The organism is Bradyrhizobium sp. GW821-FHT12B03 (genome assembly GCF_058807535.1).
In genome coordinates this window covers 385,396-398,136 of record NZ_JBXAQU010000004.1, presented here as the reverse complement: position 1 = coordinate 398,136, position 12,741 = coordinate 385,396, and the positions used below count along the sequence as shown (strand labels likewise).

Here is a 12,741-nt window from a genome sequence, read left to right as displayed (position 1 = left end):
GCGGCCTCGTTCGGGCCGCCGTTTCTCGTTGTTATGACGGGATTGTCTTCGAAATCACGAGAGAAGAAAAGCGCATTGCGCGGACCGCGCGCAGCGGTCGGGACGCCAATTCCGCCCGAAACGGGACGTGCGACAATTGGTCATTTGGGGCGTGCCGAGGCACGGAATTTGAGGCACGGAATTTGACGCGGGCGGCGCCCTTACGCGACGCGCCGAACTGCGTTCAACGTCTCGATGGTGCGCGCGACCTCGGCCGCCGGGCACGGTCTGCCGAAGTAATAGCCCTGCACCGCGGTGCAGCCGCATTCGCGCACGAAGTCGAGTTGCTCGACCGTCTCGACGCCTTCCGCCGTGGTCTCGACACCGAGTACGGAGCCGAGGCTTGCGATGGTGCGGACGATCGCGATGCTCTCCGGGCTCTCGCCGAGCGTGCCGACGAAGGAACGGTCGATCTTGATGCGGTCGAACGGAAACTTGCGCAGATAGCTCAGCGAGGAATAGCCGACGCCGAAATCGTCGAGACTGACGCGTACGCCGAGTGCGCGAAGCTGGTGCAGGATCTCGATCGTCGCCTCGCTGTCGTCGAGCAGCGCCGTCTCGGTGACCTCGAGCTCGAGCCGTTGCGGCGGCAGCCCGGCTTCCGCGAGCGCGCTCGTGACCATCGCCACCAGCCCGCGCGAGCGGAACTGCACCGGCGACAGGTTCACCGCAACGGTGACATCGGGCCAGGACACCGCGGTAGCGCAGGCCATCCGCAGCACCCATTCGCCGATCGGAACGATCAGCCCGTTCTCCTCCGCGATCGGAATGAACTCGGCAGGCGAGACGAAGCCGCGCGAAGGATGCTTCCAGCGCAGCAGCGCCTCGAAGCCGGTGAGTTCGGACGAGTCGAGCCGCACCTGCGGCTGGAATACCAGGTGGAATTCGCGCGCCTCCAGCGCGCTGCGCAGATCATGCTCCAGCGCGTGCCGGCTACGCGCCTCTTCCTCCATCTGGGGCTCGAACAGCTGATAGGCACCGCGCCCCTTGGCCTTGGCCTGGTACAGCGCGAGGTCGGCACATTTCATCAGTTCGTCGGCATCCAGGCCGTGGTCGGGCGCGATCGCGATGCCGACCGAGGCGCCGACATGGATCGACTGGCTTTCCAGCGGTGGCGGGTGACCGATGATCTCGACCAGGCGCCGGGCCAGCCTTTCGGCCGATTGTGGCTGCGGTCCGCGCTGGAGAACGGCGAACTCGTCGCCGCCGAGACGCGCGACGGTGTCATGCTCGCCGACGTTCTCCTTGAGGCGCGCGGCGACCCAGCGCAGCAAGCGGTCGCCGGCGGCGTGGCCGAGGCGGTCGTTGACGGTCTTGAAATTGTCGAGGTCGAAACACAGCACGGCCATGGCGCCACCGGCGATCGCGACCTGGTTCAGTCCCTCGCCCATCTTCTCGCGGAACAGCGTGCGGTTGGGCAGGTCGGTGAGCGAATCGTGCCGGGCCATGTGCGCGACGCGGGCCTGGGCCTTGTGGCGCTCGGTGACATCCTCATAGGTGACGACCCAGCCGCCATGCTCCATCCGCTTGTGATTGAGCTTGATGATGCGGCCGTCGCTCAAATGGCGGTGCAGCGTGTGCTCGCCCTCGCGCAGCCTCTCGACATAGTCGGCGTAGAGCTTGGCACCCGTCATGTTCGGGTGGATGCCGAGCGAGCAGCTATGCTCCATGATCTCGCGCATCGAGACGCCCGGCTTCACGATTTCGGGCGACAGCCCGTACATCTCGATATAGCGGCGATTGCACACGATCACGCGCAGGCTCGAATCGAGCATGCACAGGCCCTGACTCATGTTGTTCAGCGCCGCGTCGAAACGGCGGTACTGCTCGCTCAGTTCCTCGATCGCGCGCTCGCGCTCGGTGATGTCCTCATAGGTGGCGACGAAGCCGCCCTCGGCCAGTGCGCAATAGCGCACCGAGATCACGGTGTTGTTCGACATGCGCCGGCGCATCGGCGAGGAGTCACGGCTCGCGATCCTCGCGCTGGCGGCTTCCAGGAGCTGTTGCGGGCTGTATTCGGAAGCGAACGCGCCGTTCGCCATCGATCGTTCGATCAGCTCGCCGAGATGCGTGCCGGGCCGGGTCTCCTCCGGCGACAGCAGGTAGATCTTGCGATAGGTGGTGTTGCAGACGCGCAGGCGCATGTCGCTGTCGTAGAAGGCGAGCCCGTGCGCCATGTTCTCCATCGCCGCGTCGAGGATGAAGTTCTGCTGCCTCAGCGTCTCCTCGTATTGCAGCCGCTCGGTGACGTCCTCGTGCACCGTCACCCAGCCGCCGTCGGGCAGGAAGCGGGAGACCGCCTGGACCATCCGTCCGTCGTAGCGCATTACCAGCAGGCTCTTGGTCTTCCTGGCGCGCACGTCCTTCAGGCGCGTGTCGTGGAATTCGTCGGCCGACATGCCCGCCATGTTGCCGCGCGCGAGCCAATGGTCGATGGCCGTGCCGTGCGAGACGCCCGGTTTCACGATGTCGGGGTCGAGGTTATAGAGTTTCAGGAAGCGCTCGTTGCAGACGACGATGCGGCTGTCGGCGTCATACATGATGAGGCCGTGCGACATGTTGGCGAGCGCATGCTGGCTGCGTTCGGTCTGTACGCGCAATTCCGCCTCGAGCCGGGCGAGGCGGCTGACGTCGTCGCAGATCGTCATCCAGCCGCCGCCGGGGAGCGGCTTCAGCTCGAGCGTTATCACGACGCCACTTGCGAGTGTTTGCCGGGTGCGGAAGGGCTTGCCGGCAGCGATCAATGCGATCCGCGAGGCATAGAGTGCATCGACATCTGCTGCGGGGATATTGCCCAGCGCGACGCTGTGACCGAGCACGTCACGATAGCGCGTACCGACCTTCACGATCTCGTCCGACATCTCGAACAGGCTGAGGTAACGCTGGTTGACCAGCACGATCCGGTTGTCGGCGTCGTAGACGCAGACGCCTTGCTCCATGTGGTCGAGCGCAAGCTGGCTCAGCGCGAGCAGGGCCTCCGGGCCTTGCTCGCGGTGTGCACCAAGCTCGTTGTCGCAGGTCGACGTCATGGGGTCGGCATGATCTCGGGCAATAGACTTAACGCAACGTAATCCGGGTGCCGAGGGTAACGAAGAGGCGGGAAAATTCCCTTAAGCGCAGTAGTTTACGGAGAGTGACTGACGGTGGAGAGAGTGCGATCCAGAGTTGGCCGGGAGCGCGCAACAAATTCCGGTGTCGTCCCGGCGAAGGCCGGGACCCATAACCACAGGGGGAAATTTGGCGAAGATTGGCAGTGAAGAGGTGTTCCCGCGGGATAAGCACCTGCGCTCATTGATAGATCACGCGGTATGGGTCCCGGCCTTCGCCGGGACGACAGTGAATGTTCAAGCCAGGTGCCCCTACGGCCCGTACAGCACGAGTTCCGTGTCGGTGAGGTCGGCGAGCTGTGGCCGGTGCGGGCCCTTGAAATATTTGCGGCCACGCCGCTCGGTATAAATACCGACGAGGCCGGGAATCGGGCCATTGGCGTCGACCGCCACCGAGATCTTGCCGAGCCGCAGCAGCAGCCGACCGATGCGGCCGGCGCAGGCGGCGTATTCGGCGGTGTTGCGGCAATAGATCAGCTTCATCGCGGGCGGCGCGATGAAGCCGCGGCGGATGCGCACCGGTTGCAGAACGAAGGGGAACGTTCCCTTCGACGTGCGGCAGACGAGGCTAAGGCAGTTGTAGCGCGCATGCCGCGTCAGCAGCTCGGTCTCGGCTTCGGAAAGCCCCTCGATCGTCTTGGCATGCTGCGAGATGACCTCGATCTTGCTCCAACGCGGGGCACGCGCCAGCGCCGGCACCGAAAAGAATATGCCGCGGCAATAGGCGCGAAAACCCTGCGTCTCGATGATCGGCCAGGTCCACGGCGCCGGGCTGATGTTGAGGTAGGTGACGTCCTTGTGTCGCTGCGCGATCTTGGTCAGCAGCGGGGCGTAGTTGCGATAGGCCGGATCGACATACCAGCTCGACAGATTGCACTGGATCGCGGTCTCCTGGCCGTCCTTCCGCGCCGTGTAGATCAGCAGCAGCACGCCGACCGGCGTGCCGTCATTGTCGAGCATGTAGCCGAAGCGCGGATAGCCTTCCGGCACGGGCCGGAAGGCCTGCCGGCGCAGGCCCTGGATCCAGTAATTGCGCGAGCGACCGACGAAGCCGCGCGTCAGCAGGTCCGCGACCGCATCGACGTCGGCCTCGGTGATCTCGCGGCATCTGACTTTGGTGTGGATCACGCTGGTCTTACCCGTGGAAATGGCAGGCCTCGTTCTCTTAGCGCCAGCCTTCGCCATGGGCCTCGGCCGCGACGTGCGGCTGCAGGCCCAGGATGTCCCGCACCTTGGCGGGCCAGGCGGAAAGGTCAGTGCCGTGCGTGTGGAACATCGCGACGGCCAGGCGGTCCATGCCGAAGGCGACGCAGCCGGTGTGGGCCGGTTCGCCATCGGCGTCCTGGATGCCCCAGGTCGTGCCGAAATGCTCGCGATGATAGTTGAAGCTCATGCAGGCGGTCGGCTGCTCTTCCGAGCGCAGCGGGATCAGGAGCTCGAACTTGAGCTGCTGCTGCTTCTGGCTCACCGCCTTCATCTGGCCGACGCGGCCGAAGAAGGGATCGCTGGCATAGTCGACGCGGAAGGTCAGGCCGAGGTCGCGGGCGATTGCCTGCGCGCGCACCATCCAGCGCTCGCGGAAATCGGAAACGTCATCGGGCGTGCCGATGCAGACATATTCGCGCATCCGGAACGATTGCAGCCGGTCGAGATGCTTCGACGGCTCGCGGCGGAAGCAATCCGCGGCGACGTCGAAGCGCAGGCCGCCCTTCGGCAGGGGTCCGCGGCTGGCCGCGATCGGATAGACGGGGTAGCAGGCGGCCGGCGACAGCACGAGATCGGCCGGCGACAGTGACGTGGTCCAGTCGCCGCCGGCATCGAAGCGGCTGACCGCCGCGTTGATCTCGCGCTCGGTGCCGTGCAGGCCGCAGACGCAGCCGAGCAGGTTCGGGAAGCTCTTGAGGTAGCCGGATTTCTCGAGCTGGGCGCGGCTCATCACCGGCGGAAAGCGCAGCGCTTCGGTGCCGGCTTCGCGATGGCTGGTGATCAGCGCGGCGAGCCGCTCGACGACGCCCTCATAGAGCGCGGTGCGGGCATAGACGCCGTCCGAGCCCATGCTGTGAAACAGCTTGTCGGCGAGATGATCGAGCGGATCGGCGATTTGCGGCGCGGTGTCGGGCGAGTTGGGGAGAACAGCAATGTTCATGTTCGAGGTCCTGCTATCTGAAATTATTCTTATTGGACGAAGGCACGTCAGTCTCGAAAGCTTGTCAGTCCCGAAGGCTTGCCGGAATGCCGCTCATCAGCGTCGATGTCGCGGCGTTGGCCAGAATGCGGTCGTTGTTGATCATGATCGGCGACGACAGCACGTCGCGCAGATGACGGCCCATGGTGAACTCGCCGTCGTTGCGGTAGCCGGAAAGACCCGCGGTGCGCATCGCATGCATCACGGTCTCGACCGCGAGCTCGGAAGCCTGCACCTTCAGAAGCGTGATCGAGGACTGGAAGTCGAGCGAGCCGAGCGCGCGCTCGTCATGCTCGGCGCGGGCGAAGGCGTCGGTATTGGCGGCGATCAGCGCGCGGAGCTTTGCCAGCGACATTTTTGCGGCGGTGAAGTGGGCGGCGGCCGGGGGCATCTGGCCGCCGGAGCTGCGGGCAGCCTTGCGGATGAAGGCCTGCGCGCGCGTCACGGCCGCAGCGGCAATGCCGGCCCAGGCCGAGGACCAGCACAGATGCGCGAACGGCGTCATCGTCTGGGCGTGGATCTTGTCATAGGATTCGGGGAAGACGCGGTCGGCCGGGCAATCGACTTTCAGCTCGAAGCCGGTGGAGCAGGTGCCGCGCATGCCGAGCGTTTCCCAGCCCAGCGTCCGCTTCAGCGAGTAGTCGTCCTTGGCGAGCGCCAGCAGCACCTGGTCCGAGGCGGCGGCGTCGGTGGCGCGGCGGGCGATGGTGACGAGGCCGTCGGCCTCGGCGCCGTAGGAGATCACGGTGGCGTCGCGCAGCAGCGAGACGGTGTCGCCGGCGACGTCCACGGCGGCCGCGCTGGCGCGGATGTTGCCGCCGTTCTGGCCTTCGGTGGTGGAGGAGGCGAGCAGCCACTGGTCGCGGGCGACCCGGCGCATCATGGTTTCCATCCAGGGAATGCCGTGGCCGTGCCTGACGACGCAGGCGACCTTGGTCTGGTGCATCGCGTAGATCATCGCGGTCGAGGCGCAGGCGCGCCCGAGCGTGTAGCAGATGTCGGTGACGTCGTAGATCGAGGCGCCGAAGCCTCCGAATTCGACCGGGATCATGACGCCGAGCAGTTTCTGCTCGCGCGCAACGTCGAAAGCCTTGTGCGGGAAGCGGGCGTCGCGATCGACCCCGTCTGCGTCAGCGGCCGCGGCTGTGGCCGTTCGGGCGGCGCGCTCGATCAGGGAAGGACCCTGCTCGAGGAGGCTCGTCTGCGTTTCGTCGACAGTGAGGACTACTTCACGCACGTTCATGCTCGTCCGCCTCCGGTTTGCCGTTCGAGATCGCCGGCATCATTCGCGATGTCGCGTAAGCGATCCTCCGACCATCTTTGCTTGTGAGATGAGGCTACGGATTTAATTCAAATTCGTCGATGAAATAGAGGGTAAACGAAGCCCAATTCCCAACGAACAGTTAAGGTCCGGTTGTCGGCATGGTCGGAATTTCCGGGATGGCGTTAGGGATCTGGAAGAAGCCCGGAATCCAGACAATCTGAGTCATCGTTTACTAAGAAACGCGAAGTAATGGTGCCGACCATTGCGGGATCGGCTGTCCCTGCCCATCGTAGCCGGCAGTCCGGTCCGACTAGACAAACGGGAATTTGCCGATGCAGGCCTTCGATACCGACGTGCGCGTTCGCATCATCAAGCTGGTGAAGGGCATCCTCGAACAGAACTCGCTCGCCGCGGACGTCACGCCGTCGGCAAAGCTCGTCGATGCGGGCCTGACCTCGATGGACATGGTCAATCTGATGCTCGGCGTCGAGGCCGAGTTCGATTTCACCATTCCGCAGTCCGAGATCACGCCGGAGAATTTCCAGTCCGTCGAGACGCTGGAGCGGATGGTGATGACGCAATTGCAGCCGGCGACCGCGGCATAATTCCCGCACAAATGCTTCCCCGGGTCGTCCTGGCGAAAGCCAGGACCCATTACCCCAGGAAGTGGTTTGGCGAAGGCTGGTCGTTCGGGACCAGCACCATGCTCTATCGATAGACCTCGCGGTATGGGTCCTGGCTTTCGCCAGGACGACACCGAGAGTGTGGCGAGGGCCTTGTGGCTCTCACGGCATCGATACACCCCCCGTTCCAAAACCGCCTCAAAACTGGCATAGCTTAACCATGTCGCAGGTGGCGGACAGGATGGAGCAGGCATGGCGCAGGCGGTATTGGGTATCATCGGCGGCTCCGGCATCTATGACCTGCCGGGGCTCGAGGGCGCGCGCGAAGAGGTGATCAAGAGCCCCTGGGGCGAGCCGTCGGCCTCCTTGCGGCGCGGCACCATCGCAGGCCTGCCGATCGTGTTCCTGCCGCGCCATGACAAGGGCCACCGGCTGTCGCCCTCCGACATCAACTACCGCGCCAATATCGACGTCCTGAAGCGGGCCGGCGTCACCGACCTGATCTCGCTGTCGGCCTGCGGCTCGTTCAGGGAAGAGATGCCGCCCGGCACCTTCGTGCTCGTCGATCAATTCGTCGACCGCACCCACAAGCGCGAGAGCTCGTTCTTCGGCCGCGGCTGCGTCGCGCATGTGTCGATGGCCCATCCGGTCTCGCCACGGCTGCGCATCCATCTTGCGGCGGCCGCCGAAGCCGAGGGCATCGCAATCGCGCGCGGCGGCACTTATGTCTGCATGGAGGGACCGCAGTTCTCGACTTACGCGGAGAGCATGACCTACAAGACGCTGGGTTATTCCGTGATCGGCATGACCAACATGCCCGAGGCGAAGCTCGCGCGCGAAGCCGAGCTCTGCTATGCCACGGTCGCGATGGTGACCGATTTCGACTGCTGGCATCCCGATCACGATGCCGTCACCGTGCAGGACATCATCCGCGTGCTGACCTCGAACGCCGACAAGGCCAAGGCGCTGGTGGCGCGGCTGGCGCAGGACTTTCCGCGTGAGCATGAGCCGTGCCCGATCGGCTCGGACCGCGCGCTCGATACCGCGCTGATCACCGCGCCCGAGGCGCGTGATCCCGAACTTCTGAAGAAGCTCGACGCGGTGGCAGGGCGCGTGTTGCGCGGCTGACGAAAGGCAGAAAGCCATGAAGGTCGACGGCAAGCATTTCCGCAGCATCTGGCGCGAGCGTGACGGCTGGTCGGTCGGCGCGATCGACCAGCGCCGGCTGCCGCATGAATTCGTCGTTGCGCGCCTGACCTCGTGCGAAGATGCCGCGGTTGCGATCCGCGACATGCTGGTGCGCGGCGCGCCGCTGATCGGCGCCACCGCGGCCTTTGGCATGGCGCTCGCGATGCGTGAGGACGCTTCCGATGCAGGCCTGAAGCACGCCTACGAGACGCTCGTCGTGGCGCGCCCGACCGCAATCAATCTGAAATGGGCGCTCGACGAGATGCGCGTTACGCTCGCGCCGATCGATCCGGTTGAACGGGCGGAGGCCGCCTATGCGCGCGCCGACGAGATCGTCGAGCAGGACGTCGAGATCAATCGCGGCATCGCCGCCAACGGCCTGACGCTGATCGAGGCGATCGCATCGAAGAAGCCGGGCGAGGTCGTCAACGTGCTGACCCATTGCAACGCCGGCTGGCTCGCAACCGTCGACTGGGGCACCGCGACCGCGCCGATCTATCTCGCGCATGAGCGCGGCATCAAGGTCCATGTCTGGGTCGACGAGACGCGCCCGCGCAACCAGGGCGCCTCGCTGACCGCCTGGGAGCTCGGTCATCACGGCGTGCCCCACACGGTGATCCCGGACAACACCGGCGGGCATCTGATGCAGCACGGCATGGTCGATCTCGCCATCGTCGGCACCGACCGCGTCGCGGCCAATGGCGACGTCTGCAACAAGATCGGCACGTACCTGAAGGCGCTCGCCGCGCACGACAATAACGTACCGTTCTACGTCGCGCTGCCGTCGCCGACGATCGATTTCGCCGTCCATGACGGCATCCGCGACATCCCGATCGAGCAGCGCAGCGGCGTGGAGGTCACCGACATGACCGGCCGGACCGCCGACGGGAGGCTGGAGACGGTGCGTATCGTGCCGGAGGGCTCGCCGGTCGCGAACTACGCGTTCGACGTGACTCCGGCGCGCCTCGTCACCGGGCTCATCACCGAGCGCGGCGTGCTGAAGCCGGATCGCGCGGCGCTGGCGGCGGCGTTCCCGGAGCGTATTACCGACGCAGCAGAATAGGCAGTTCGCCAGGCGATATTTTTCCACGTCGTCATTGCGAGCGCAGCGAAGCAATCCAGAATCTCACCGCGGAGGGGGTCTGGATTGCTTCGCTGCGCTCGCAATGACGGAGAATGACGCGCCAGTTAGCCCAGCTTCAGCCCCGTCGCCGCCTCGAGCGCGGCGATCGCTTGCGCGCCGCTGGCAACCTTGATCGTGGCCATACCCATCTCACGCGCGGGTTTCAGATTGACGCCGAGATCATCGAGATAGACGCACCTCTTGGGATCGACCTTCAGGGTCTCAACCATCATCCTGTAGATGCGCGGGTCGGGCTTGCGCAGGCCGATCTTGGCGGACTCGATGACGTGATCGAACAGCACCATCACCTCGGCGATGTAGAGTGAGCGCCCGGTCATGCTGCCGATCGCGTTGGCCGGCAGATTGTTGGTGATGCAGCCGGTCTTGAATTGCGCCTTGATGCGCTTCAAGGCTTCGACCATCGCGGGGCGCAGATCGCCCTGAAGCAACGGCAGCACGTCGCGGCCGCGGACCTCGGCGCCGAGTGCGCGCGATTCCGCGGCGAACAAATGATCGAACGTGTCGATATCGACCTCGGCCCGCTCGAACTTGGCCCAGGCGTTCTCCAGATGGTTGGCAGCGTTGGTGCGCCGGATGATGTCGATGGGCAGCCCGCGCTCGGTCTCGAACCGCGCGAACGCCTCGAACGGCGAACTCGTCAGCACCCCGCCAAAATCAAAGATCACAGCCTCGATCGTCACTATCCTGCCCTCGTCATTTCCTTTCCAAGAGGGCTAGCATGCGCTATCGGCAAGGGCCAGTCTGACACAATCTCCCCCGCCATCGATGCCGACGCCAAAGCGTGTTCCCATGAAGAAGCTTGCAACCGTCATCGCAGCCGTGCTGCTGCTCGCGACGCCCGCCCATGCGATTGTTGGTGGCGGGACGCCGCAGACCGATGGCGTTGCGCGTGCGATCGTCACCATCGTCGGCTCGCGCGGCAATTTTTGCACCGGCAGCCTGATCTCCCCGAGGGTCGTGCTGACGGTCGCCCACTGCGTACAGCCGGGCGCGGACTACAAGATCGTCGATCGCGGGACCGACGGCCAGCCACAATTGCTGAATGTCCGCGCCGTCGCGATCCATCCGACCTTCAACATGCAGGCAATGCAGGCGCATCGCGCCACCGCCGATGTGGCGTTGCTGCAACTGGAAATTCCACTGAAGGGAAAATCGACGGTGCCGGTTGGGACGCCGAATATTCCAATCCAGGTCGGCGGCCGCTTCGTCATCGCCGGTATCGGCGTGACCGTGCGCGGTGACGGCAAGAGCGGCGGCGCGATTCGCGTCGCAGGCCTCGTCGCCACCGGCCAGCCCGGCACGCTCCAGATCCGACTGGTCGATCCCGTAACCAACGGAGTTCGCGACGGAATTGGTGCCTGCACCGGTGATTCCGGCGGTCCCGTGTTCGAGGACAAGCCGAACGGCGCGATGCTCGTCGGCCTCATCAGCTGGTCTACGGGACCGAACGGTGCTGCCGGCTGTGGCGGGTTGACCGGCGTCACGCCGCTCACGCTCTATCGCGACTGGATTTTGCAGACCGCGCGGAGCTGGGGTGCGGCGCTGTAGTTTGACCGCGGCTTGATCTATGTCATTTTGAAGCGGAAGCGCGATGGGCGACCATGCCCGTTGCGGAGGAAACGCGCCGTCCGGTCAAGGACGGCCACAAAAACAAGCAAGGCATAGAAGCAACAATGAATGTCGCTGTTCGCAGTCACGCCACCACCAAGCAGGCTTCTGAGCATTTCGACGTGCTGATCGTCGGCGCCGGCATCTCCGGCATCGGCAGTGCCTATCATATCGAAAAGCAGCTGCCGGGTACGAGCTACGTCATCCTCGAAACCCAGGCGACGTTCGGCGGCACCTGGAGCACGCATCGCTATCCCGGGATCCGCTCGGACAGCGATCTCCACACCTTCGGCTACAGCTTCAAGCCCTGGGTCGGCCCGCCGATCGCGACCGCCGAGGAAATCCTCGCCTATATGAACGAGGTGATCGACGATAACGATATCGCGCGGCACATCCGCTACAAGCACAGGATCAATTCCGCGAGCTGGTCGAGCGAGCAAAATCTCTGGACCATCGAGGCGACCACGACCGATACGGACGAGGCAAAGACCTTCACCGCAAACTTCCTCTGGATGTGCCAGGGCTATTACCGACATTCGGAAGGCTACACGCCGGAATGGAAGGGCATGGACCGCTTCAAGGGGCATATCGTCCACCCGCAGACATGGCCGGATGATATCGATCTCGCGGGCAAGAAGGTCGTTGTGATCGGCTCGGGTGCGACCGCAGCGACGCTGGTGCCGAACATCGCGGACGCATGCGCGCATGTCACCATGCTCCAGCGCTCGCCGACCTATTTTCGCCTCGGCCGCAACGCCATCGAGATCGCGGAGGAGCTGCGCCGGCTTCAGGTCGACGAGGCCTGGATTCACGAGATCGTCCGCCGCAAGATTCTGTTCGAGCAGGACGCGTTCACGAAGCTCTGTCTGGCCAAGCCCGAGCAGGTGAAGAAGGAGTTGATCGGCCAGATCAGTGCGGTGCTCGGCCCTGACTACGACGTCGAGACGCATTTCACGCCATCCTATCGGCCGTGGCGGCAGCGCATCGCCTTCGTGCCGGATGCCGATCTGTTCAAGGGTATCGCCAGCGGCAAGGCCTCCGTCGTCACCGACGAGATCGAATGCTTCGCCGAGAACGGCATTCAGCTCAAATCGGGCAAGCTGCTTGAAGCGGACGTGATCGTCACCGCGACCGGCTTCAATCTCTCGGCGCTCGGCGATATCGCCTTCGAGATCGACGGCAAGCCGCTCGCCTTCGGCGACACCGTCACCTATCGCGGCATGATGTTCACGGGCGTGCCGAACCTGGTCTGGGTGTTCGGTTACTTCCGTGCCAGCTGGACGTTGCGCGTCGACCTCGTCGCCGATTTCGTCTGCCGTCTGCTCGGACACATGAAGGCGAAGGGCACCAAGAAGGTCGAGGTGCGCTTGCGTCCCGAAGATCACAACATGCCGATCCTGCCCTGGATCGATCCGGAAAACTTCAACCCCGGCTACATGATGCGCAACATGAACCTGCTGCCCAAGCGCGGCGACAAGCCGGAATGGCAGCACAGCCAGGACTACTGGACCGAGAAGGACGAGATCCCGAAGACGGATCTGGACGACAAGGCGTTCGTTTATAAGTGAGGCGCGTTGGCGCTG

10 protein-coding genes are annotated in these 12,741 nt (G+C 64.5%); 5 read left to right on the top strand and 5 right to left on the bottom strand.

Annotated elements, in window-relative coordinates; all coding sequences use genetic code 11:
• Positions 1 to 200: 200 nt before the first annotated feature.
• From AC1RUR_RS11365 to AC1RUR_RS11350, 4 genes are all read right to left on the bottom strand, one after another.
• Positions 201 to 3,068: a PAS-domain containing protein gene (locus AC1RUR_RS11365; RefSeq protein WP_492843823.1), complete on the bottom strand. Its 2,868-nt coding sequence runs from the start codon at positions 3,066 to 3,068 to the stop codon at positions 201 to 203.
• Between the two features lie 330 nt (positions 3,069 to 3,398).
• Positions 3,399 to 4,274, bottom strand: a complete 876-nt coding sequence (locus tag AC1RUR_RS11360; protein WP_492843821.1) for a GNAT family N-acetyltransferase — start codon at positions 4,272 to 4,274, stop codon at positions 3,399 to 3,401.
• A gap of 37 nt (positions 4,275 to 4,311) precedes the next feature.
• The gene (locus tag AC1RUR_RS11355) at positions 4,312 to 5,292 is read right to left on the bottom strand and encodes an amino acid--[acyl-carrier-protein] ligase (RefSeq protein WP_492843820.1); all 981 of its coding nucleotides are present in this window, start codon (positions 5,290 to 5,292) and stop codon (positions 4,312 to 4,314) included.
• 64 nt (positions 5,293 to 5,356) lie between these two features.
• Complete coding sequence (locus AC1RUR_RS11350) at positions 5,357 to 6,574, bottom strand: acyl-CoA dehydrogenase family protein (RefSeq protein ID WP_492843818.1); 1,218 nt, start codon at positions 6,572 to 6,574, stop codon at positions 5,357 to 5,359.
• 353 nt (positions 6,575 to 6,927) lie between these two features.
• On the opposite strand from AC1RUR_RS11350, the gene AC1RUR_RS11345 reads away from it, so the two are divergent.
• The 3 genes from AC1RUR_RS11345 (at position 6,928) to mtnA (ending at position 9,469) form a co-directional block, all read left to right on the top strand.
• Positions 6,928 to 7,200: a phosphopantetheine-binding protein gene (locus AC1RUR_RS11345; protein WP_492843816.1), complete on the top strand. Its 273-nt coding sequence runs from the start codon at positions 6,928 to 6,930 to the stop codon at positions 7,198 to 7,200.
• A gap of 270 nt (positions 7,201 to 7,470) precedes the next feature.
• Positions 7,471 to 8,346 carry an S-methyl-5'-thioadenosine phosphorylase gene (locus AC1RUR_RS11340; RefSeq protein ID WP_492843814.1) on the top strand — a complete coding sequence of 292 codons (876 nt, stop codon included), beginning with the start codon at positions 7,471 to 7,473 and terminating at the stop codon, positions 8,344 to 8,346.
• 16 nt (positions 8,347 to 8,362) lie between these two features.
• Complete coding sequence (gene mtnA / locus AC1RUR_RS11335; RefSeq protein WP_492843812.1) at positions 8,363 to 9,469, top strand: S-methyl-5-thioribose-1-phosphate isomerase; 1,107 nt, start codon at positions 8,363 to 8,365, stop codon at positions 9,467 to 9,469.
• A gap of 125 nt (positions 9,470 to 9,594) precedes the next feature.
• On the opposite strand, the gene AC1RUR_RS11330 is transcribed toward mtnA, so the two are convergent.
• A complete protein-coding gene (locus AC1RUR_RS11330; protein ID WP_492843810.1) occupies positions 9,595 to 10,230 on the bottom strand; it encodes an HAD-IA family hydrolase in 636 nt (211 codons plus the stop codon).
• Between the two features lie 109 nt (positions 10,231 to 10,339).
• Here AC1RUR_RS11330 and AC1RUR_RS11325 point away from each other — a divergent pair, with 109 nt between their 5' ends.
• Both AC1RUR_RS11325 and AC1RUR_RS11320 read left to right on the top strand, forming a co-directional pair.
• A complete protein-coding gene (locus AC1RUR_RS11325; RefSeq protein WP_492843808.1) occupies positions 10,340 to 11,098 on the top strand; it encodes a S1 family peptidase in 759 nt (252 codons plus the stop codon).
• A gap of 125 nt (positions 11,099 to 11,223) precedes the next feature.
• Positions 11,224 to 12,726, top strand: coding sequence for a flavin-containing monooxygenase (locus AC1RUR_RS11320; RefSeq protein WP_492843806.1), 1,503 nt, complete (start codon positions 11,224 to 11,226; stop codon positions 12,724 to 12,726).
• Positions 12,727 to 12,741: the final 15 nt, after the last annotated feature.